Origin of the sequence: Rhizobium sp. WYCCWR 11146 (assembly GCF_013591995.1) — a bacterium.
GTDB lineage: Bacteria > Pseudomonadota > Alphaproteobacteria > Rhizobiales > Rhizobiaceae > Rhizobium > Rhizobium indicum.
Genome location: NZ_JACCEY010000024.1, coordinates 381,229 through 404,167, shown reverse-complemented (window position 1 = coordinate 404,167; position 22,939 = coordinate 381,229). Strand labels below are relative to the sequence as shown.

Annotated in this window: 14 protein-coding genes and 1 pseudogene; 3 read left to right on the top strand and 12 right to left on the bottom strand. The window is 59.6% G+C overall.

What is annotated here, in order from left to right; genetic code table 11:
* From HX899_RS21760 to HX899_RS21735, 6 genes are all read right to left on the bottom strand, one after another.
* Positions 1-7,718: DUF4214 domain-containing protein (locus HX899_RS21760; protein ID WP_246697159.1), on the bottom strand; the 7,718-nt coding region annotated here is incomplete at its 3' end.
* Between the two features lie 914 nt (positions 7,719-8,632).
* On the bottom strand, positions 8,633-9,223 hold the full coding sequence (locus HX899_RS21755) for a hypothetical protein (protein WP_181293369.1): 591 nt from the start codon (positions 9,221-9,223) through the stop codon (positions 8,633-8,635).
* An 83-nt stretch (positions 9,224-9,306) separates the two neighbouring features.
* The gene (locus tag HX899_RS21750; RefSeq protein WP_138387465.1) at positions 9,307-10,752 is read right to left on the bottom strand and encodes an HlyD family type I secretion periplasmic adaptor subunit; all 1,446 of its coding nucleotides are present in this window, start codon (positions 10,750-10,752) and stop codon (positions 9,307-9,309) included.
* Complete coding sequence (locus tag HX899_RS21745) at positions 10,749-12,920, bottom strand: peptidase domain-containing ABC transporter (RefSeq protein WP_181293368.1); 2,172 nt, start codon at positions 12,918-12,920, stop codon at positions 10,749-10,751. Before HX899_RS21745 ends, HX899_RS21750 begins: the two co-directional genes overlap by 4 nt.
* Positions 12,921-13,946: 1,026 nt before the next feature.
* Entirely contained in the window at positions 13,947-14,462 is a 516-nt protein-coding gene (locus HX899_RS35200; RefSeq protein ID WP_246697158.1) for a hypothetical protein, read from the bottom strand.
* A gap of 531 nt (positions 14,463-14,993) precedes the next feature.
* On the bottom strand, positions 14,994-16,448 hold the full coding sequence (locus tag HX899_RS21735; protein WP_181293537.1) for a cobyric acid synthase: 1,455 nt from the start codon (positions 16,446-16,448) through the stop codon (positions 14,994-14,996).
* Positions 16,449-17,087: 639 nt separating this feature from the next.
* On the opposite strand from HX899_RS21735, the gene HX899_RS21730 reads away from it, so the two are divergent.
* Together HX899_RS21730 and HX899_RS21725 are read left to right on the top strand one after the other, a co-directional pair.
* Entirely contained in the window at positions 17,088-18,089 is a 1,002-nt protein-coding gene (locus tag HX899_RS21730; protein WP_181293367.1) for a glycine betaine ABC transporter substrate-binding protein, read from the top strand.
* Between the two features lie 20 nt (positions 18,090-18,109).
* Positions 18,110-18,472 (top strand): hypothetical protein, encoded by a 363-nt coding sequence (locus HX899_RS21725; protein WP_181293366.1) that lies wholly within the window; start codon positions 18,110-18,112, stop codon positions 18,470-18,472.
* Positions 18,473-18,532: 60 nt separating this feature from the next.
* On the opposite strand, the gene HX899_RS21720 is transcribed toward HX899_RS21725, so the two are convergent.
* Both HX899_RS21720 and HX899_RS21715 read right to left on the bottom strand, forming a co-directional pair.
* Complete coding sequence (locus HX899_RS21720) at positions 18,533-18,688, bottom strand: hypothetical protein (protein ID WP_003560194.1); 156 nt, start codon at positions 18,686-18,688, stop codon at positions 18,533-18,535.
* Between the two features lie 111 nt (positions 18,689-18,799).
* Positions 18,800-19,741: a LysR family transcriptional regulator gene (locus tag HX899_RS21715; protein WP_003560195.1), complete on the bottom strand. Its 942-nt coding sequence runs from the start codon at positions 19,739-19,741 to the stop codon at positions 18,800-18,802.
* A 73-nt stretch (positions 19,742-19,814) separates the two neighbouring features.
* On the opposite strand from HX899_RS21715, the gene HX899_RS35195 reads away from it, so the two are divergent.
* On the top strand, positions 19,815-20,060 hold the full coding sequence (locus HX899_RS35195) for a hypothetical protein (RefSeq protein WP_246697157.1): 246 nt from the start codon (positions 19,815-19,817) through the stop codon (positions 20,058-20,060).
* Here the strand turns inward: HX899_RS35195 and HX899_RS21710 are convergent.
* The 4 genes and pseudogenes from HX899_RS21710 to HX899_RS34865 form a co-directional block, all read right to left on the bottom strand.
* Positions 19,975-21,069, bottom strand: coding sequence for a 4-oxalomesaconate tautomerase (locus HX899_RS21710; protein ID WP_181293365.1), 1,095 nt, complete (start codon positions 21,067-21,069; stop codon positions 19,975-19,977). The genes HX899_RS35195 and HX899_RS21710 overlap by 86 nt on opposite strands.
* Entirely contained in the window at positions 21,062-21,733 is a 672-nt protein-coding gene (locus HX899_RS21705) for a 4-carboxy-4-hydroxy-2-oxoadipate aldolase/oxaloacetate decarboxylase (RefSeq protein ID WP_181293364.1), read from the bottom strand. Before HX899_RS21705 ends, HX899_RS21710 begins: the two co-directional genes overlap by 8 nt.
* Before the next feature lie 2 nt (positions 21,734-21,735).
* A complete protein-coding gene (locus HX899_RS21700) occupies positions 21,736-22,698 on the bottom strand; it encodes a VOC family protein (RefSeq protein ID WP_181293363.1) in 963 nt (320 codons plus the stop codon).
* Positions 22,699-22,786: 88 nt separating this feature from the next.
* Positions 22,787-22,932: pseudogene (locus tag HX899_RS34865) on the bottom strand (PIG-L domain-containing protein); the annotation flags it as partial.
* Positions 22,933-22,939 lie beyond the last annotated feature (7 nt).

Here is a 22,939-nt window from a genome sequence, read left to right as displayed (position 1 = left end):
TAGGTGTCGTTGCCGAGGCCACCTGCCAGGTGATCGGCGCCGGTCCCACCGGTGATGAGGTTGTCGAGCGCATTGCCGGTGCAGGTAAAGGCCGCCGTGCCCGTATAGGTCAGGTTCTCGACATCGGCGCCGAGCGTATAGGTGGTCAGAGAAGTCTTGACCGTGTCGCTGCCCTCGCCGGCATTCTCGGTGACAACATCGCCGGCATTGTCGACGATATAGATGTCGTCACCGCTGCCACCGATCAGCGTATCGGCACCTGCGCCGCCATCGAGCGTATCATTGCCGGCTCCGCCCGCAAGCGTATCGGCACCAGCGCCACCCGTGATCGCATTGGCGAGTTCGTTGCCGGTGCCGGCAAAGACAGACGATCCGGTATAGATAAGGTTCTCGACATTGGCGGCCAGCGTATAGCTTGCAAGCGTCGTCTTGACGATGTCGGTGCCGCCGCCCGCCGCTTCCACGATCACGTCGCCCGCATCGTCGACAATGTAGGTGTCGTTGCCAGCTCCGCCGGTCAGCGTGTCGGCCCCTGCGCCGCCGTCGAGCGTGTCGTTGCCCGAGCCGCCGGTAATGATATTGGCCACCGCATTGCCGGTGCCGGTGAAGGCAGCGGTCCCGGTGTAGGCCAGGTTCTCGACATTGGCGAGCGAGGCTAGCGAATAGGTCGCCAGGCTCGTTCTGATCGTGTCATTGCCTTCGCCGGCATTCTCCGTCACCACATCGCCGGCATTGTCGACGACATAAATGTCGTCGCCAGTGCCGCCGATCAGGTGGTCTGCTCCGGCCCCGCCGTCCAGCGTGTCATTGCCCGCCCCGCCAGACAGCGTGTCGGCATTCGCACCTCCGGTGATGACGTTGTCGAGCGCATTACCTGTGCCGGCAAAGATCGCCGACGTTCCGGTGCCTGTATAGACCAGGTTCTCGACATTGGCGGCCAGCGTGTAGGAGGCGAGCGCCGTCTTGACCGTGTCGGTGCCCTCGCCGGCATTCTCCGTGATCACATCACCGGCATTGTCGACGACATAGGTGTCGTCGCCGGTGCCGCCGATCAGCGTGTCGGCACCTGCTCCGCCGTCGAGCGTATCGTTGCCGGCTCCACCGGTGATGACGTTCGCAGACGCATTGCCGGTGCCGGTGAAGGCCGTTGTGCCGGTGTAAGTGAGGTTCTCGACATTGGCGAGTGCGGCCAGCGAGTAGATCGCCAGGCTCGTCTCGATCGTGTCGGTCCCGGCACTGGCCGCTTCCGTCACCACATCGCCTGTATTGTCGACGATATAGATGTCGTTGCCCGCACCGCCGACCATCGTGTCGGCACCTGCGCCGCCGTCGAGGATATCGTTGCCGGCGGCACCGGTGATGACATTGACCGCAGCATTGCCTGACCCGATGAAGTCACCCGTGCCGGTGAAGGTCAGGTTCTCGACATTCGCTAGAGATGCCAGCGAATAGCTGTTGAGCGTGGTCTTGATCGTGTCGGTCCCGGCCCCGGCTGCTTCGACCACCACGTCGCCTGCATTGTCGACGACATAGGTGTCGTTGCCGGCTCCGCCGGTCAGCGTGTCGGCCCCCGCGCCGCCGTCGAGCGTATCGGCGCCTGCCCCGCCGGTGATCGCATTGGCAAGCTCGTTGCCGGTGCCGGTGAAGGCTGCCGTCCCGGTGTAGACGAGGTTCTCGACATTGGCGCCGAGCGTGTAGCTCGCCAGCGCCGTCTTCACCGTATCATTGCCCTCGCCGGCATTCTCCGTGACCACATCGCCCGCATTGTCGACGACATAAGTGTCGTCGCCAGCGCCGCCGATCATCGTATCGGCACCCGCTCCCCCGACAATCGTATCATTACCGGCGAAGCCGAGGATCACATCGTTGCCGGCCGCGCCATCGATCGTGTCGTCGCCTGTCCCGCCCGTCAGAATATCGGTGCCGGCGGTGCCGACAACGTCGATGCCGCTCCCCTTCGTCGATGACAGATAGGACTGATTGACCGCAAGAGCGACCGCGAAGTCAGCCTTGGTGGTGCCGGATCCGAGTGCTGACGTCCAGAAAGATGCCTCCGACGCGGTCGGCACCCTGCCGAGGGCATTGAGGAAGAGCTGATTGACGAGATCTGCCGTTGACAGGCCGCCATAGAGCGTCGTGAAAGCCGAGGAGACCAGAATGTCATTGGCGACCTGGAACTGGGTTTCGGTACCGCCGGTGATTGCGGTTGCCTTCGTGGCGGCTTCGCTTCCTGACGGATCGCGGCCGAGCAGGACACGATAAAGACGATCAACAGTTTCGGTCGCCGCGGCCTTGTCTGTCGAATGTAGATATTTGCCCGAAGTCACATTGGTCGTGACGTGGTCATTGCCGACGACCTGATGTTCGGCGCTCTCCGAAATCGCAAGGACCAGGCCCGCCCGCGTAATGCCGCCGGAGCTCAGCTTGCCGAGCCATGTTTGCATCTCACTGACGGATGCATTGCGTCCATAGGCGTTCTGATAGAGCACTTCGACGAAGCCGACGTTCGACAAGGTCCCGTAGTTCGACGTGAAGGCTGCGCTTGCGATGAGGTCGGTCGCAAGTTGCGTCGTATTGAGCGCACCCTGGGTCAGGTAGGTCCCTAGCTGCTCGCGCTCGGAGTTCTGCATGTCGCGGTCGAAGACGACATCGTAGATCCGCTGCATCTCGGCGACGTCGAGGTTTTCCTCGGTCATCTCGATTTGCGCCGATCCGCTGAGACCACGCACATTCGACCAGGTGATGGTATCGATACCATCCGGATCGATCCCGTGCCGGACATAGGCAGTGACCGAACCGGTTGTCGAAACCGCTTCCCAGCTATAGGAGCCGTTCGCCTCGGCGGAGACCGAGATGAACTCGTCGCCGAGATCGGTAGGCGCGCTCGTTGGATCGGACGGCGTGTCCGGCGACAAAATCGTTACGTCGGTGCTGCGCCCGTCGTCATCGACGTTGATAACGAAGCCGTCGGCCGAACTGTCCGCGGCCCCCGTGCGCCAGGACTTTCCGGTCGGATAGTCGAGCGACTGATAGGTGTTTCCTGCCGCATCGGTGTTGAACAGCTGGCTCTCGTCGATGACGCCGTCACCATCGTGATCGAAATCGGTGACGATTTCGAGTCCGTCTGCACTCGTCAAACGGACAAAGCCGCTGCGCTTGCTGCCGTCCTGGTAACTGGTCGTGCTCGACTCGACCAGTTCTCCATTGGCATCGACGGCCGTGGTGTCGATCTGTGATTCCGAGACACGTCCGGCTGCGTCGAGCTGAGAGAGTTGTGTCTTGCTCAGCCCATCGGCGCTCGTGGTGCTGGTCACCTTGTCGAGGACGGCAATACCATCGGGGGCGAGATCGGTAATGGTCTCGGTACGGCTGCCGTCCGGGTTGAGAACGGCAACATCCGTTCGCCTGCGATCGATCACGCCGTCCCCGTCCGAATCGAAACTGTAATCGGTCTCCAGACCGTTCGCACTGGCTGACGTCGTCGAGCGATCCTTGAGAGTGCCGTCGGAATTGAAATTGGAGATCGTCGTCGTCTTGACACCATTGCCGGCTGTCACAGTCGTTTCGCTGTGATCGGCAACGCCGTCGCCATCGCTGTCTCGGCTCTCCGTATGCGACAGGCCGTCGGCGCTATCTGCGGTCGTCTCCGAACGCAGCAGATGGCCGGTGACCGTATTCGAAAGTTGGACAGTCTCCGTCTTGCTGCCGTCGACATTCTGGATCGAGGTATCGGTCTTCGCATTCTTCGTTGAGAGCGCGATCGCAGTGGTCTTTGTCAGGCCGTTTGCCGAAACCGTCTGGACCTCCTGGTCGACGAGCCCCGTGACGCCGGAACCCGACAGCGCCGTGCCGGCGCTCGTCGTGGTCGTGGTACTGCCATCGCTATTGCGGACCGTAAGCGCGCTTGTCGCCCAGCTATGATTGCCGCTCCACTGCTGGGTGACAAGGTCGCCATTGGTCGAGGTCGTCTTGATGACCTGGTCGATAACCTGGCCTGTTGTATTGGTATCGCGCAGCGTCTCGGTACGCGAGCCGTCGGCGTTGAGCACCGTCCCATCGAAAATCGTTTCGCTGTATGAGTCGGTGTCATCGCTGTTGGTGAAATCGTTCTTCACCGTTTTCGTCAACCCGTCGGCACTGACGGTCGTCGTCTTGATTTCGTTGAACGCGACCGGATTGTTGATGCCGTAGCTTTCGACGATCGTGACCTGCGAACCATCGCTATTGACCGAGTTGACGGTCGTCTGCGCATTGGTTGGCGGAATACCGTTCGAGAGATCACTTGTACTGCTGCGGCCATCGGCGCTCGCTGTCGTCAGCGTATGGACGTATTTCAGGCGATTGACACCGGCGACACCGTCCTGAATGTCGAGGATACTACCGTCTGCATTGCGCGTGCGGGCCTCGTGAACCGTTTTGTCGACGGCGGAGTCGCTGCCGATATAGGTGTCGGTCGTGAGTGTTTGACCATCCGCGCCGATCGTCGTCACGGTCTTTCCGGTCTGCGTGCTTCCATTCCCGTTGCTGCGAGTAATGGTGACCGTCGATGACCCGTCGGCATTTGTCGTGGTTGCCGTCACCGACCGGCTGTCGAAGTCGCCGTCGCCATCGGCATCAGTTTCCACCGTCTTTACAAGACCGTCGGCCGACGTCGTCGTGACGACGCGTTTTTCGAGGATCGTTCCGTCCGGGCTGAAGGTCGAGACACTATCGATCGTGCTACCGTCGGCGGCAACAGTGACCGCCTCGACGGTGTCGAACCCGCCGTCGCCGTTCGCATCCGTATCGAACGTTTTCGTTCGGCCGTCTGCCTGCTCGATCGTTACCACCTTGCTGCGGAGTGCAGAGCCGTCTTCAACCGTGATCACTTCGGTGGTCGAGCCGTCGGCGTTAAGCGCCGTGACGTCGGTCACGGTCGTGTCGACAAGTCCGTCACCATCGGCATCGAGCGTCGTCACCTTGCTATATCCGCTATGGCTTGTCGTGATGGTGTTTCGATCGACAAGCGTCGTGCCGTTGCCCGCATAGTCCGAAACTATCTCCACCTTCGACCCGTCCGGGTTAAAGGAAGTGACGTCACGGGTCACGCTGTCAAAGGTTCCGTCGCCATCGAGATCGGACTGAACGGTGATCTGGCGGCCATTCGCGCTCGTGGTGGTCACGCGCCTGTCGGTCAGATTGGCGGCAGCAACAGCCGTGCCGGCATAATCGGAGACAGTCTCAACCCGGCTTCCGTCCGCGTTGAGCACCATCACGTCGCTGCTGTGCCGGTCGATGTCCCCATCCCCATCGCTGTCCGTCGTGGCAATGGTCGTCAGGCGATCGGCGCTCGTCGTCGTCAACGAAGATTGGAGCAAATGCTGTCCATCGGCGCTGTAAGTCGACGAGGAGGTCGTTTCGCTGCCATCGGCGGCGATGTTTGAAATCGTGACCTGTTCGGGACTGGAGAACTGATCGAGATAGGTGCTGGTCGTGACGTTCCGGCGGTCGGCGCTGGTGACGGTGACCGTCTTGCCGATTTGCGCCGACGTGGCGCCAGCGGCTTTGACGACCATATGCGTCTGGGAACCGTCTGCATTCAGTACGGTCGTATCTCGTTCTGAAGTATCTTTCGAACTGCCGGCGCCAAGATAAGTATCGACGATGGTGGTTTTTCCGTCGGCGCTGACCGTGGTTATGGTCTTGCCCGTCTGGACACTGTGATCGCCGTTCCAGTTCGTAACCGTGGTCGTCGAGGAGCCGTCGGTGTTGATGACGGTCGCGGTATCCAATTGCTTGTCGAAACTCCCGTCGCCATTCTCATCGGACCGTATGTTCTTTGACAATCCATCGGCCGACGTCGTCGTCACCGTCTCGTATGATAAAACGGTTCCTGCCGGGTTGAAGGTCGAGAGCGTATCCGTGATCGTTCCGTCGCCGGCCACCACGATCGTTTCGACGGAATCGGATCCTCCGTCACCATTCGCATCGGTCTGAACCGTCCTGCTGCGCCCATCTGCGCTCCAGGCCGTCACTGTTCGATTCCGCAACGTCAGATCGTCGTTCTTGTCAGTGACAGTTTCGACCCGGCTGCTATCGGCGGCAATCACAGTGCTGTCCTGGTGGGTCAGTTCGAAGGCACCGTCACCGTCGGCATCCGTGTTGGTTGAACGAACGAGGGAGTCGGCGGTGAGCGTCGTGACGGTCTTGCTGAGCAGGGTTCCGTCAGCGCTCTTCACAATCTGCGTGGCCTCGGACGTACCATCGGTGTTGACGACAATGACGTTTGACTGAAGCTGATCCGTTAGCCCATCGCCGTCGAGATCGGTGGTTACGCTCTTGCTGCGGCCATCGGCGCTTGTCACCGTCACCGTTTCGTCGATACGGCTGGCGCCTGCCGTACCCGTGCCGGCATATTCGCTGACGTCTTCAATTCGTGCTCCGCCGTTCGCCACCGATATCATATCGGTCGTGGTGGCATCGACGATGCCGCGTCCTGTGGAGTCCACGGTCTTCGTCTTTGTCAAACCATCCGCACTGGTTATCGTTGTCGTCTGATCCTTCTCCGAGCCATCGGCATTCAGATCGGTCACTGTAACGGTCAGCGTACCGTTCGCTGCGGTGGCATCGGTCTCCCGCTGGGTGGTAAAGCCGCCTCCCGTCTGATCTCTGGAGATGGTAACGAGTTTGCCGTCAGCGCTGGTCACTGTGGTCGTGCGGTCGGTCAGGATCGAGCCGCCATGATCAAAGTCGGCGAGCACCTCCGTCCGACTGCCGTCGCTTGCAACGGTGATCACATCGGTTTGCCGCTCGTCGATGATGCCGTCGCCATCCGTATCGGTCGTCAGGGTGCGGGTCAGAGCGTCTGCCGAGGTTGTCAGGATGCGCTCGGACTGAAGGCTTCCATCAGTGCCGCTGACCTTCGTGTCGATGACGGTCGACCCGTCTGCGGAGTGCGACGTCGAGGTTGACGTGACGACGCCGGTCTTGTCGAAGGCCAGCGACACGTCCGCCGCCGTGCCGGTCGAACCGTTGCTTCGCTGGAATGTCGCGGCGCCGCTGATGGCAGAGCCGTCGGGCTGAGTGGTTGCCTGGTTGTTCGAGATAAGATCGATCGACGTGATACCAAGGTCCGAAAGGGTTTTCAGCTGTTGCGTGCCATCGGCCTGCGTGACGACGACCTTGAAGTCGGCAAAACGGCTGTCGCCGGCATCGAGCTTCCCATCATGATTGGTGTCGAAGACATCGCGCAGCGCCTGCATGTCGGTCGCCGCCGTCGGGTCCCATGCCGTAAAGTCGATCTCGCTCTTCTGGTCGATCTTGCCGTCGCCGTTCGCATCGATCGCCAACACGCCGTCGCCGGCCGCTGCCCATGCGGTCAGATGCTTCTTGCCATCCCCGGCCATGTCGAAATAGGTGATCGACGAGGTCTGCTGCGTCAGCTTTATGCCGTTGCCGTCCAGGTCGAGAACGATTGGTTCGTCGTCGCCACTGTCGTCGTCATCATCACTTGGATCTTCATCATCTTCGCCGACGCCGTCGTCGATCTCCGGAAAATTCCCGTTGGCGTCATAGGAAGGCGGGCCAACGTCTGGCGTTGCATCGCGGGGAGGCTCGTAGTCGCCGATATTGAGCCCTCCAAGATAGTCTTCCTGCCTATCGGTCGAGCGGCTGCTTTGCCCGCCAGACGATGATTGTGACGGTCCGTCGCTGTCATCCGAACTGTAATTGTCACCCATGTCTTCGCTGCTTGACGAAGAGCCGGATATCGAGGGGGCGGAGTCACTATTATCGGAGCCGCCGTTGGTCCAGTCGTCCGTATAGAAGTAGTCCCAAGATTTCGGTGTATTGCTTAGAGTGGTGAAGCCAAAATTCGCCGGGTCGGTGAAATTACTGCTGGGATCGGCTGCAAAGTCGGTAGATGCCACCTGGTTCGCGGGCAATCCGAATCCACTGCTGACGCTAAGACCAGCATAAGGGTCGTACACGTCGAGTGTGTCCGCATCTAATAACGGTGCCTGCGATATGCCGAGCCGATCGAGAACTGCTGCGGCGAGTTGTTTCTCGTTGTAGTCTTGGGTTGCATAATACTTGGCTTCGTCCAGCGCGTCGAGTTGTCCGGCGACGTAGTTTCGAACGGAAGGACCGAGTCCTTCACTGTAGGCGAGTGCCGCTGCGCCTCCCAAAATAGCGAAAGTGACTGGATTTTCTGCGGCTGATACTTCCGCCACCCCGCTTGCGAGCGATACTGCGAGGCGGCCAGCGGAGAGCGCTATGCTGTCGTCGACGTAAATTCCCACAGACCGATTCAGAGCCGATTGCTTATCATGGGACAGGATATCGAAGATTGCGTCCACCGGGAGAAGACTTTTGGTCAGCAGATCAGAACGTGCCGCCATGCGCGCGTAGGAACTGATCGATGAGTCCGCCGAGACAGCCGTCGCTATGTGGTCGAACTCACCGTTGGCGAGCTCCGAAGCTATGTCGTTTATTCCCAATTGCTTGGTAGTGCGCGTACTTTCCGCGTAAGTTGCGGAGATTGTGTAGGCCATAAACGACTGAACAGCAAATGCCGCTCTGCCAACTTCTTTATTGAATTGATCGAACTCGTTCTTGAGGTCATCGAAACTGAACGTGACACTGAGAGTGTTCATCAGGAATTCTCGCGATCTTTTATTGTCTTGCGATAGATGTGATATAGATGCACAAAAAACAAAATAAAGAATAATGACGTTAAGATGTTTGCCATGTAAAGATTAAAGAAGCCGCTATCCCTGGATCCTATAAAAAAGTCTATCGCATAACACTTCGCATTTTCACAGGGCGTAGTTAATCTGTAATCAGAGACATATATGACGAGGCAGGCCGTTATTACTACTGAAGCCGCCACCGATGCGCTCTTTATATTCCTTTCAACCGGGACCTTACTGAGTCGGTAAAAAAATCCCTCATCAGTCACCTTAGCGCGACGGGCCATCCACCAGGCGATCGGGAAGAAGATCAAAGCGATTACAATCTGCGCAACCAAGAAGATGAGCAGATAGTCAGGGGCTCGAAATCGGTGAAATAACGCGAGAGATGAAATTGTCACCGCGACCATCAGAATCGCGAAAACGCTATCTAAGCTAATAATGCTTCGTCGAAGTAGAATTCGACCTACTAAGAACAGGAAGATCAGAAACAGGACGATGGGGACGGGCCCGATCGGGGAAAGCGGGCTTGCAGGTACAAAATCACCGTTCACGCTCGGATCCTCCATCAATATGACGAGACGACGGAAAATACCGACCATCTCGGTTGCTGCGGGGGCGCATTGCTTTTATCAAATTACCGCTCCTTCATTGCATCGCTCGCCACTTCAACGAGAGGCGAAAACACGTAGGCCAGTATCCGCCTCGAACCGGTTCTGACCTCGGCCGTTGCCGACATTCCCGGTGAAAGCGAAACATCCGCGCCATCCGCCTGCACCGCATTTTGCTCAAGCTTCAGCGTCACCGCGAAAACGAGGTTCTGTGTCCGCTCGGCACCCGCAAACAGCGAAGTTTGCGGTGCGGCAGCAGCGTCTTCCTCTCGGCGCTCGGCGTCCGGCTCCGGAATGGCATCGGTTGCTATCTTGGTGATCGTTGCCGGAACCGTGCCGTATTGGGTGAACGGGAAGGCATCCAGCTTCACCACCGCCGGCTGGCCGACATGAACGAAGCCGATATCGCGATTGGGAACATAAACCTCGAGTTCCAGTGTGGCCCCTGCAGGGACGACCCTCAGAACCTCTTCGCCCGCCGTCACCACCTGACCTTCGGTGGAGATCGCGGAGGCCTGGACGACGCCGTCGATCGGGCTGCGCACCGTCATTTGCGCTAGTTCGGCGCGGCTCTTTGCAAGGCGCTGTTCGAGATCCTCGGCCTGCCGCTCGGCATCGCCGAGTTTTTCGGTCTGGTCACTGATGAACGTGCTGCGGGCCTTTTCGATCTCGGCGCCGAGGACATCGATCCCGGCTACGGCGTCGGCAAGTTGACCCTTCTGGATCGCGAGCTGTGTCCGCTGCGTCTTTAAGGTTTCGGTCGCGTCGATGACGCCGGCGATCGGCCCTGCGTTCTCACCGACGAGCGTGTTGCGCATCGCGACCCGCTGTTGTAGCGTATCGACGAGCGACGCCTGCTCGTCGAGCGTATCCTGAAGGTGGTCTCGCTCCCCTTCCTTCTGGCGCATTTGGGAACGCAATGACGTCAGCGACGCGTCGAGCTGACCGAGCTCGCTGGCGAGAATGGCGTCCTCCCGTTTGCGAAGCTTCGCGGGCACGTCTGCTGCCCAGTCGATGCGAGCGCCGCGCGGATCACCCGCTGCAGCCCCGGCAACAAGCGCCTCACGCCGACGCGTGGCTTCTGCCTGAACGGACGCGAGCGCGGTTTCGGCATCCCGTTCGTCGGCAATGGCTTCGGTCGAGTCCAGCTGGAACAGCACATCGCCGCGATGCACTTCGGTTCCATTGGCGGGCGGCAGACCAACGACCTTGCCACCGTAAAGCGGCTGAACGACCTTGACCCGTCCGACCGGTTGGATTTTGCCCTGTGCCGTCGCGATGATGTCGATCCTGCCGAGATATGCCCAGGCAAGCGCGACGGCCGCGAGCAGACAGATAATCAAAAGGAGCGCCGTTCCGACCGGGGACGGCGGCGTTTCAAGTACCTCGAGTGCAGGCGCCAGGAACTGGTTGTCGGATCTAGACCGTGTCGGCGGAGGCGAGGCAGCGATGGTGCGGGCGGCAACAGTCATGCCGGAACCCTTGTATCGTGCTGCAACGTCCAGAGCCGCGCAAAGAGACCATCCTTCTTTTGCAGAAGCTCGTCATGCGTTCCCATCTCGACAACCCGGCCGTCTGCCATGCCGATAATCCTGTGGCAGTTTCGAACGGCGGCAAGGCGATGGGCGATGATGATCACGGTTCGACCCTGGACGATGTGGCGCATGTTTTCCTGGACGACGCGCTCGCTTTCATAGTCGAGGGCACTCGTCGCCTCGTCGAAGATGAGGAGCGGCGGGTTGGTGGCGAGCGCCCTTGCGATGGCTATGCGCTGCCGCTGCCCACCCGACAGGTTGGCGCCCCGTTCCTCGATGACGGTGTCATAGCCCTGCGGCAGTTTCGATATGAATTCGTCGGCACCGGAAAGACGGGCCACCGCCAGGACCTGGGCGCGCGGCAATGCGGGATTGGCGAGCGCGATATTCTCGTGGATCGTGCGATTGAAGAGCAGGTTCTCCTGCAGAACGACGCCAATGTGACCTCGCAACCACGCCGGATCCATTTGCGAAAGATCCATCCCGTCGAGCAAGACTTGGCCTTCGTTGGCAAGATAGAGCCTCTGGATGAGCTTCGTCAGCGTCGATTTACCCGACCCCGAAGCACCGACGATACCGACCACCTCGCCTGGGCGGACATGCAGGTTGATGCTCTTCAGGATATCCTGACCGCCGGGGCGGTAGCGGAAACTGACATTCTTGAATTCGATGAGGCCTCTCGGAGCGGGAAGGGCAAGCCGCGTTGCCGGCGTTCGCTCCATCGGCGTATTCAGAATGTCGCCGAGACGGTCGATCGAGATCTGGACTTGCTGGAAGTCCTGCCAGAGCTGCGAGAGCCGGAGGACGGGTGCGGTGGCCTGGCTGGCGATCATGTTGAAGGCGACGAGCGAGCCTACCGACAGCTCGCCGTTGATGACAGCGCGCGCACCGAACAGCAACAGCAGCGCCGTCGTAAGCTTGCTGATGTACTGGATGACGTTCTGCCCGCCGGCGCCGAGCAGCGTCGTCTGAAACGCAGTCTTCACGTAGGCGGCGAGCTTTTCTTCCCACTGCGCCTGCATGACCGGTTCGACCGCCGCCGCTTTTACGGTCTGTATGCCGATGATCGCCTCGACGAGCAACTGCTGGCTGACCGCGCCACGGTTGAACTTCTCCTTGACCATGTCGCGAAGCGGTGGGCGCACGAGAAAGCCAACGAGGGCGTAGAGCGGGATCGAGCCGAGAACGATCAGCGTCAGGCTCCACGAGTAGAGCCACAGGATGCAGAGAAAGACGATGGCGAATACCAGGTCGATTGCGGCAAACAGCCCCTGCCCCGTGAGGAAGTTCCGGATCGTTTCCAATTCCCGGACACGGGCGACCGTCTGGCCTGCAGACCGCGTTTCGAAATAGTCGAGCGGCAAGCGAAGCAGGTGACGGAAAAGCCGTTGTCCCAGCTCGACGTCGATACGGTTGGTCGTGTGCGACAACGCATAGGTTCGCAGGTACTGTAAGACGACATCGAAGAGACCGATGATCGCAATTCCGGCGACCAGAACGAACAGCGTCGAATAGCCCTTGTGCGTGAGAACCTTGTCGACGACCACCTGGAAGAAGAGCGGCGTTACCAGGGCAAAAATCTGAACGAAGAGCGAGGCGACGAGGACGTGTGCAAGTGGCTTGCGGTAGCGCCAGAGGGACGGCAGAAACCATTTCAGTCCGAAGGTCCTGGGATCTGTTCCTGCCCCTCCCAATTTCCGGGCCACGAGAAGCGCGCGGGCACCTGTCTCGACCAGCAGCTCGGCCGCCGATAATTCACGATCGGCGCGCGTTACGGGATCAACGACCCTGTATCGGCCAGCCGGGGTCGGCCCGCCGAGAATGGCGAATGTGCCTTCCGGCATAGGCACGATCGCGGGAACAGGCAGGTTTCTGAGGCGCGCTTCGGTCAATTCGCGGACGGCCCTTGCCTTCAATCCGACTGCCGATGCCGCCCGCAGAAGATCCAGCTCGGAAGCAACCCCGCTGCCAATTGCAAGCTCATGATGAAGCTGGTTCGGATCGGCAGCAATCCGGTAGAAGGCTGCAATTCCGCACAAAGCACGCAGGCCGGAATCCACCGGTTGCGCTGCCGCATTTGCGATGCCAGGGTCGAGGCTGCCCATACGAAGATCACATCCTATTGACTGTATAAATATTGCGATCAGAACCCCGGGTCGTACGACACGAGATAAAATCCGTTGCCCAGGCTGGAGAAAGATACTTTGACCCGCGACGCTCTCGGTTGATGTCGCGGCGTGAAAATCCAGTGCGGAGCGAAAGCAAAGCGCCAAAAGCGCGCTCTGGCTCGTACAAGAATATCAACTATTACTTTGATTGGTTTTGAGGGGGTTTCATTTGATCGTGGGGCTCGCTTCTTCTTGTAAAGGAACGGTTACCTTCGGCTTCGACAAAGGTTCCGAAAACAACCGGCTCTGACTAATCCCGCCGCGACCCTACGCGCAGAAGAATTGGTTACTCCGAGCCCCCGCTCGTCAACGCCAGTTGGTTATTTCATAACTTAGAGGTGAGGTAATCATTCTTTCCAGAAAGGACTACCTGTGATTTTGTTTTGCGTGCATCACGTTTAATCGGAGAGAATTATCGGTCAAATCACGGCTCTGTGATATTGTGTGCGTTTTGGTCCTGAGGCTATTTTGTCGCATGTAGGCAATGTGACTATTGTACAAGTTTGATCCCTGCGCACCTCACCGCGGAAGCGACCAGTTGCTTGCTGTCAGATCATGCGTGCGGTCTTCCTTCAAACTTCATGAGGATTGTCAAACGCCCAACTGGAAAAGGCGATCGCATTACCGGCTGCACTAAAGGAGTCTCGTTGATCGTTACCGCTCATTGTCATCTCCAATCTCAGTATTTTTATTGGATTTCCCAGTTATAGAAAAAAGTAGATTAATCGCCACAACGTAACCATAAGCCGCACACATCGACAAAATAGTTAGTATAAACGACTCATACTCAAGCTGATCCGTTAGCCCATCGCCGCCGAGATCGGTGGTTACGCTCTTGCCGCGGCCATCGGCGCTTGTCACCGTCACCGTTTCGTCAATACGATGCTTGTCCTGATATTACTCCTCCTAACTGGAAAGGATAATTCTGCGTCCGAAAGCTGCTCGAGTACGAGAAGCCCATTTTTATTGCCCTTGTGCCAGCGTTCGAGATTTTTCAGTTTTTACCGCATCGAGTGCTTTTGGAATGTCGATCGCAAGAAGTTTCAGCTCATCGATGGAAATCTTATAAAGAAATGACGCTTCATTTACATGAAGACGGATCATTCCGTAATAATTTTCATCACCTCCTTTTATTATGTATATACATGATCTTCTATTTTTGTTCACCGATATGTCTATACTGTATATTAGCTCCCCTCCGTATTTCCGCGCCGATAAAATATCCTTAAAGTTGCTAATGACCTTAGCGAATAACCTCATTAAAGGACCTCCATTATCGGGTTGAGCGGATTGTGTTTCCGGCGCCATCTTCTTCGCTCTTTGTTTCCACCACTGAGAACCACCATGAGTTTTGTAGCCGGCCTGGCAAGAGGTGGACATAGCCGTCGCCCCTCCCTCAGCCGTTGCTGAAATTCGGGGTAAACGCGGGACATCAGAGCCATCCGCTAGCACCGCATTTCGGTCAAGCTTCGGCGTCACTGCGAAAACGATATTCTGCGTCCGCTCGGCACCGGCAAAAACAGCGACGTCTGTGGTGCCGCAGCAGCGTCTTCCTCTCGGCGCTCGGCATCCGGCTCGCTCTCTCCCAAAACGCTCCCACCCAATGCAAGTTCGTGATGAAGCAGGGACGGATCAGCGGAGATCCGATGAAACGCCGCAACGCGGCAAAGCACTCGAAGACCAGAGTCGACCGATTAAACGGGACCGTTGCAATGCCAGGCGGGATGCTGCTCATACGGAGGTTACTGTCCTTCGACGGCTGTGAAGAGCGCTCGCTCACAGCGTTTAATTCATGTCCTCCGACGACTTCTTTTCGTATGAAGGCCTCTTAACAAAAGCCATATGCAATTTTGTCGCATCTCGTCCGGTGATACTATTGGATACGATAACCATATTGTAAATTGCGTAAGCGCAAATATCCTTTCCAGGCAAATCACCAAACGATGCTAGGGAATCGGCAAAACCCTAAAGAGGGAAGTCTCGGCTCGCTTCAGAGATAGCGGAACTACTCTATCCAACCAGCCCCGCAAGCCAGCGCGGGTCGAGATGTTTCTCTAGCCCGCTCGCGACCTCGTCGAGTGCCCGGTCAACGCTTTCGCGGTAGTTGCCGCCTTCGCCCGATAGCCCGAAACTTTGAAGCAGCCGGGCGCGGTAGGTGTCGCTGCCGAAGAGGCCGTGCAGATAGGTGCCCATGATGTGGCCGTCGGCCGACAGCGCCCCGTCGGGCGCGCCATCGATGATCGCCGAAGGCCGGTTGCAAGCCGGGCCGCGGGTGATGCCGAGATGGATCTGGTAGCCGGCAAGCGGCGCATCATATTCGGTCGAGCGAGCCTGGCTGTTGCGCACGGTCTTTTCCGGCGCCATCTCGGTCTCGATGTCGAGCAGCCCAAGCCCCGGCGTCTCGAGCGTCCCGCCCTCGATGCCGAGCGGATCATGCACCATGCGGCCGAGCATCTGATAGCCGCCGCAGATGCCGATCACCCGGCCGCCGCGCCTGACATGCGCCTGGAGATCGCGGTCCCAGCCCTCAGCCCTGAGGTCGGCGAGATCCGATATCGTCGATTTCGAACCGGGAAGCACAACGAGGCCCGCATCGGCAGGTATCCGCTCGCCTGATCGTACGAAGACCAGCTCGACATCCGGCTCAGTCCTCAGCGGATCGAGATCGTCGAAATTGGCGATGCGCGGCAGGACCGGCACGGCGATCTTCAGCGCGCGCGCGCCGCCCCTTGCCAACCGTTCAAGCACGACCGAATCCTCGGCCGGCAGGCGCGCAGCACCCGGCAGCCACGGCACGACGCCGAAACACGGCCAGCCGGTAAAACCTTCGATGGCGCGGATGCCGTCGTCAAACAGCGAGACGTCGCCGCGGAATTTATTGATGATATAGCCCGCAATCATCGCCCGGTCGTCATCCTCGAGGATCGCATGCGTGCCGACCAGCGAGGCGATGACACCGCCGCGGTCGATATCGCCGACGAGCACGACAGGCACGCCGGCCCGCGTCGCAAAGCCCATATTGGCGATATCGCCGGCCCTGAGATTGATCTCGGCCGGCGATCCGGCGCCCTCGACGATAACGAGGTCGGCGCCCGCAGCCACTTTTTCGAAACTTTCGAGCACGGCGCCGAGCAGCTGTGGCTTCAGCCGCTGGTAGTCCCGCCCCTTCGCCTGTCCGAACACCCTGCCCTGGACGATGATCTGGCTGCCGTTTTCCGATTGCGGCTTGAGCAGCACCGGGTTCATGTGCACCGAGGACGGCGTGCGCGCGGCCAGCGACTGCAGCCATTGCGCCCGGCCGATCTCGCCGCCGTCATCGGCGACCGCCGCATTGTTCGACATATTCTGTGGCTTGAACGGCCGGACCGTCAGCCCGCGATTGGCCGCCAGCCGGCAGAGGCCCGCAACCAGCACCGTCTTGCCGACATCGGAGCCGGTTCCCTGCAGCATGATCGCTCTTGCCATGATGGCCCGCATTCGCCTCTCGTTCAGGCGAGGCCTACAATGGGCGGCAACCTCGGGTCAAGCTTGGCTCGGGTCAAGACTTGGCTTGGGGCAAGTTCTCACGCAAACGCGAAAACCGCGCATGGCCTTTGGCTCTGCGCGGTTTGCCGAAAACTCAGGCGTCTTCGCCCTTACACGGCGAAGCTCGCTTTCTCCGGTACGCACTACCTGAACCGGAGAAGCGGCGGTCATTGCTGCCACGCCCCAACTGATAACGGCACATTCTTACCGGAGAGTTATTGAAGGCTTACGCAAATGTTAATTTTGATCTTTTTTGACATTCTCGCCGAAATTTCTGCCGAAGATCCGCTGCCGATCGCCAAGAGCGTGCTTTTCGCCCGAGGGCGCCAATTTCGGAATGCTGACATAAATTCTTCGAATTCAATAATTTAGTCACGCAACCATGAGCAGAAGATGGTTGATTTCTGCGAGCGAACGCGTAGGCTCCGTCATAATACGCCATTGTTGAACATGGCCTGCCCGTGAACCGGAAAGCCTGTTGCGGTATCGCCCCGGCAGGCATTTTCCATTCGGGTGCCGGAGAGATTTGTCGGTGAATTTCAGAGCCTGCTGCACGTCCGCCTAAGAAGAATTCGGGGAATGACGATGAAGACGTTTCTGATTCCGGCCGTCTTTGCCGCGGCTCTTTCTACCGTCGCGCCGGCTGAAGCCGCCGAATGCGGCAGCGTTTCGATCGCCGAAATGAAATGGGCCTCGGCAGGCATTGCGGCGAGTTTCGACAAGATCATCCTGGAAAAGGGCTACGGCTGCTCGGTCACCATCGTCGATGGCGATACCCTGCCGACCTTCGCCTCGATGAATGAGAAAGGCATCCCCGACATCGCCTCCGAATACTGGATCAATTCCGTGAGGTCCCTGCTCGATCAGGCTGTCAACAGTGGCCGGCTGGTACAGGGGGCCGAAATCCTGGCCGACGGCGCCGTCGAGGGTTGGTGGATCCCGAAATTCATCGCCGACGCCCACCCCGACATCCGCTCGGTCGAGGACGCGCTCAAGCATCCCGAACTCTTTCCCGCCGAAGACGACCCGTCGAAAGGCGCAGTTTACAACTGCCCCGCCGATTGGAGCTGCCAGATATCGACCACCAACCTGTTCAAGGCGCTTGCCGCCGACAAGAAAGGCTTCGAGCTTGTCGAGACCGGCAGTCCTGAACGGCTCGATGCGTCGATTGCCCGCGCCTTCGACAACAAGATCGGTTGGCTCGGTTATTACTGGGCGCCGACCGCCATCCTCGGCAAATACGACATGACGCGCCTGAGCTTCAGCGTCGGCCACAACAAAAGCGAATGGGACCGCTGTACCGCAGTTGCCGGCTGCGCCAGGCCCGAGGTCAATTCCTACCCGGTCTCGCGCGCCTTCACACTAATGACCAGGTCCTTCGCCAGCCGCACCGGACCTGTCACGACCTATCTCAAGACCCGCAAATGGGACAATGCGACGATCAACCAGGTGCTCGCCTGGCAGGACGAAAACCGCGCAAGCAACGAGGATGCCGCGATCTATTTCCTTCGCAATTACGAGAGTCTGTGGACGAAATGGGTGCCGGTCGATGTAGCCGAGAAGGTCAAGGCGAGTTTATAACGGCCAAAACACGATGAAGCATGGACGATTCGATGACAGGCAATGTTCCCTTTCCCGACCGCGATACCGTTGCGGAAAAGCTCGCTGGGCTGTCGGAGACCGACAAGTCATACTTGGCGCTGCTCATGGAAAACGCCGCCCAGGACGACAACCTACTCGACGGCCTGCGCCGCCATCTCGATCTCGCTGCGGAATCGCGTTTCCTGAACTCGCTGAAGCTCGAAAATCTGGGAATGTGGCTCGGAACCCAGGCGCCGGACCGGTTACAGATCCGACTGATGGAAACCGCCCGCTCCAGCCAACATCCTGCCTACCAGGCCTTCCGGACCGGTCTCGACCGATCCGGCGGGCTGGAAAAGGTTTATCCCCCGGTCATCCGTTAGGATGATCCGACCCCGGTCAGCACCTGATCAGGCAATCCCCGGAAGGAATCTGAACCGTCATCACTTCTTCGCGGCGCGGTCGACTGAGCGGCCGGCGTCCTGCGTGGCGTTCACGGTATTTGCCGTATCTTTTCCTATGCCGCGGATCGTGTTGCCGCAGGAGGAAAGGGCAAGAAGAACCATAAAAGCTGCGGCAATTTTGGCCGTTGTCGTCATCTCGGATATCCTTGTTTGAAATCAACCCCGAACGGCGACAATTGCCGTCCGCGCCGATAACGCACGACAAACCAAAAGGTTCACTGTCACGTTCGATCGGCGCAAATGCGGCTAGGCGGCCACCGCCTTCGCTCTCTCGGCAAAGGCGCCGCGAATGCTGTCGGCCACCGTCTCGATCGGCCCCGACACCTGCGAGGCGGTCAGCAGGCGGATATCGAAGGCGCCGAGTTCCGGCAGGCCTTCCTGAGGCCCGAGGATCGCCATGTCCTCGTTGACATAGGACAGCGGCAACGGCGCGATGGCGAGATCGGAAAGCACGGCGGCGCGCTGCGCCATCGTGTGGCCGCTGAGATAGGCGACGCGATAATGCCGCTTGTTGCGTTCGAGCTGGGAGAGCGCCTCCTGGCGCCAGATGCAGCCGTCTTCCCAGATCGAGATCGGCAGCGGATCGCGCCGATGCGCCGACCCGCACTTGGCGCCGGCCCAGACCAGCCGCTCGCGGAACACCACCTCTCCGCCCGTCGGGAACGGCCGTGTCGCACAGTTGATCAAGGCCAGGTCGAGCCGCTGCTCCTCCATGCGCTTCTTCAGCCCGATGCTCATGTCGATGGTCACGTCGACCATGATGCCGGGATAGCTTTCGGCAAAACTCTTCAGGATGCTCGGCAGCAGCCGTTCGCCGATATCCTCCGGCGCGCCGAGCCGCACGACGCCGCTAAGCTCCGGCATGATGAAGCGCGACACCGCCTCGTTCGACAGAGCCAGCATGTTGCGGGCATAGGACAGCAACATCTCGCCGTGGCGTGTCAGCGATACCGAACGGGCGTCGCGCAGAAACAGCGTTGCCCCCAGTTGTTCTTCAAGCTTCTTGATCTGCATCGACACCGCCGACGGCGTACGGAAGACCGCTTCGGCGGCGGTCGAAAAATTGCCTGTCTCGGCGATAGCCACGAAGGTACGCAGCACCTCGTTGTCAAGCAGCGGAATGGGACGGCGAAAGGGAATGCTCATCGTCACATCTTTCAATTTTTCTGATTTATAACCCCATATCATTTTGTTTGATTGAATGTCAATTGACCCTCATATTTCGGGTGTCGGCAGCTAAATGCAGCAAAGGAGGCCCGACATGTCTCAAACAAACATCTGGAATATCGTACAAGCCCTTTCCGCATTCAAGTCGCAGAGGCGCAGGGATGCCAACCATGAGCATGCGCTCCGGGAGCTAAGGCGTTTTCCGCCACATCTGCTGGCAGATTGCCAGCGCGAAATGGACGCGTCTCGGCCAGTCAGTCGAGACGGTTTCGACCAAGGCTCGAGCGGGCCGGCAAATTGGGAAACACTCTTCCGTCGAACAGCTTGCGCGCCGTTCTGATCGTCCCCGCCCCCTGGACCGAGCCGTCTGCGGCAAGATCAAGGAACACCTCCATGTCACCTGTGGGATGCTCGATCCGGTAACGGCCGTCTGTGGAAGCATGTGCCAGTGCATGCGCCGGAGAACGGCCGAGCCGCGTCGCCGTCGCAATGGTGACTGCGGCCAGCACGCCGACCGAGGCGTGAACCCTGTGCGGGATGAAGCTGCGTGTGCCGATCGATCCGCCGGTTCGGGGCTCCGATACCAGAGTCATTTTGGGAACGGACGCGGCACTGACGTCGCCGAGGTTCATCATCGGGCCGGCCTTGAGGCGAATTGCTTCGATACGCTGCTTGAGGCCCTCATTTGCTTCCAGCGCCTCGCGGCTCTCTTCCCCGGAAAGCCCAAAATCCGAGGCACACATGATCACGCAGGGCATGCCGTTGTCGATCAGCGTCGCCTCTACGCAGTCGATGACATCGACCTCGTTTCCTGTCGGAAGAAGGGCGCCGCACATCGAGCCCGCAATGTTGACGAAGAGCAGCGGTATCGCCGCATGGCTTCCCGGCACGCCGGCGATTTCGGCCCTGCCCTGGTAGTTGACCCTGCAATTCGGCGTCTCGATCCGAGCAAGCGCGATCTCGCCGGAGTTCACCATGTGAATCCTGACGGGCGTCACGTCATCCGACGCTTTCACCAGACCCCGCTCGATCGCGGCAGGACCGACGCCGGCAAGGATGTTTCCGCACCCTTGCGCACCGCTCACCAGCGCCTGATCGACAAAGACTTGCAGAAAGAGATAGTCGACATCGGCATCCTCTCGGGAAGAAGCCGAAATCACCGCAACCTTGGAGGTCAGCGGATCGGCACCGCCGATCCCGTCGATCTGCCGCGGGTCCGGTGAGCCCATGATGGCAAGCAGCAGGGCGTCCCGTTCGTTGGGATCTCCAGGCAGGTCCTCGGCCAGGAAATAGGCGCCTTTCGACGTTCCGCCTCGCATCCAGAGGCAGGGGATGCCGTCCTCATACATATTTAAGCCCCTTCTCCCGGAGCTTCGGCCGCATGTCATAGATATCGAGCCCGAGTTCGCCGGCGGCGAGGCGTTGGCGCTTGGCCTCCTCGTTCGCCACCCGTTTCTCGGCAGCAGTCAGAACTTCCTCGGCCTCGTTGAGCTTCACCACGCACACCCCGTCGTCATCGGCGACGATGATGTCGCCGGCTTCGATGAAGGCGCCAGCGCAGACGATCGGAACGTTGACCGAACCGAGCGTTTCCTTGACGGTCCCCTGCGCGGACACGGCCTTGGACCACACCGGGAACTGCATCTGGGTCAGATCCCTGATATCGCGGACACCGGCGTCGATGACGAGGCCGCGGCAACCTCGCGCCCGCGCCGAGGTGGCGAGCAGGTCGCCAAAATAACCGTTGTCGCAGGGCGAGGTCGGCGAAAGCACCAGGATGTCGCCGGCCCGGATCTGCTCGATCGCCACATGGATCATCCAGTTGTCACCGGGCGGTGCGGAGATCGTGACGGCGGAGCCGGCGATCTGCGCGCCCGAATAGATCGGTCTGATATGGCTGGCGAGCATGCCTTTGCGTCCCTGGGCTTCGTGGACTGTCGCGACGCCTGATTTGGCCAGCCGGTCGATCACATCGGCTTCCGCCCGCGGTATGTTCTGTACGACGATGCCCATGCTTATGCTCCGTTCTTGTCCGCCGGCGGCGTGCCGTGGGTGTGGAATGTTTCGATCGTCTTCAGCCCCCAGGCCTGCCCCTTTTTCCGATCGGCCTCGGTCCAGACGATCGGCTCCCAATCGGGCGCCAGGATGAGACGCGCGCCGGCATTGGCTAGCTCGACGCGATTGCCGGCCGGCTCCCAGACGTAGAGGAAGAAGGTGCCCTGGATGGCGTGTTTGTGCGGGCCGGTCTCGATGTGGACGCCGTTTTCGAGAAAGATGTCTGCAGCCCTCAGGATGTCCTCACGCGTGTCCGTAGCGTAGGTGACGTGGTGAAGACGGGCGTTGCCGCGGCCATGCTCCTCGGTGCAGGCGAGGTCGTAGCCCTTGTTGTTGATGGTGAACCAGCAGCCTCCCACGCGCCCGTTGTCGAGCTGGATCATCTCGGTCACCCGGGACCCGAGGCACGTCTCCATGAACCGCCGGAACTCGGAAACATCCGACGCCAGAAGATTGAGATGGTCGAGACGCCGGGGGTGGCATCCCCGGCCATGATAGCGCTGCGCGATGTTTTTCAGAGCGGGCTTTTCATCGTCGGGCGGTCGGTAGCGGACCGTGTCGTAATAGATTTCGAACACATGCCCGAAGGGATCTTCGAAGCGGAAGGCGCTGTGATGGCCGAGATCGCCGTCGACCCATCCCAGAACCTTGTAGCCGCTCGCCTCGATCGCCTTCACCCGCCGCTCGAGCGCCTGCGGCGACGATGCCCGGTAGGCGATGTGCCCAACGCCGGTCGTGTGATGACGCGTCAGCTTCAGCGTATGGAACTCGTAATCGTCCCATGCCCTGAGGTAGGCGGAATTCTCATCCTGGCCGGCAAGGCTCAGGCCGTAGACCCGCAGAAAAAAGTCGAGACTTTCTTCGAACTTGTTCGAATACATCTCGACATGCGCCAGATGCGCAATGTCGAAACAAGGTTCCATCTATCTCCTCCTCCCTTGGCCGGCCAGAGCTCGTCGACCGTGCGCGGAAAGACCGATTGAAAGCCTTCCGCATATTGGGCGCCGCGTCCGCAGGACTGCCGCGCTCTCCGAAGGACGGGCACACGACCGTGACGTCGTAACCCCTTTGGCGTGTAGCGCGATTGCGCCGCCGCAGCGCCAGACGAAATCCGCAACATGGACGCGGATGACGAGAGCCGTCTTCTTTTCCGACATGAATATC

Bases quoted from the DNA above. Each gene is read 5' to 3' on its own strand.
- HX899_RS21750 (WP_138387465.1), bottom strand. From the start codon at position 10,752: ATGACTGTTGCCGCCCGCACCATCGCTGCCTCGCCTCCGCCGACACGG.
- HX899_RS21745 (WP_181293368.1), bottom strand. From the start codon at position 12,920: ATGGGCAGCCTCGACCCTGGCATCGCAAATGCGGCAGCGCAACCGGTG.
- HX899_RS21735 (WP_181293537.1), bottom strand. From the start codon at position 16,448: ATGGCAAGAGCGATCATGCTGCAGGGAACCGGCTCCGATGTCGGCAAG.
- HX899_RS21730 (WP_181293367.1), top strand. From the start codon at position 17,088: ATGACGATGAAGACGTTTCTGATTCCGGCCGTCTTTGCCGCGGCTCTT.
- HX899_RS21725 (WP_181293366.1), top strand. From the start codon at position 18,110: ATGGACGATTCGATGACAGGCAATGTTCCCTTTCCCGACCGCGATACC.
- HX899_RS21720 (WP_003560194.1), bottom strand. From the start codon at position 18,688: ATGACGACAACGGCCAAAATTGCCGCAGCTTTTATGGTTCTTCTTGCC.
- HX899_RS21715 (WP_003560195.1), bottom strand. From the start codon at position 19,741: ATGATATGGGGTTATAAATCAGAAAAATTGAAAGATGTGACGATGAGC.
- HX899_RS35195 (WP_246697157.1), top strand. From the start codon at position 19,815: ATGTCTCAAACAAACATCTGGAATATCGTACAAGCCCTTTCCGCATTC.
- HX899_RS21710 (WP_181293365.1), bottom strand. From the start codon at position 21,069: ATGTATGAGGACGGCATCCCCTGCCTCTGGATGCGAGGCGGAACGTCG.
- HX899_RS21705 (WP_181293364.1), bottom strand. From the start codon at position 21,733: ATGGGCATCGTCGTACAGAACATACCGCGGGCGGAAGCCGATGTGATC.
- HX899_RS21700 (WP_181293363.1), bottom strand. From the start codon at position 22,698: ATGGAACCTTGTTTCGACATTGCGCATCTGGCGCATGTCGAGATGTAT.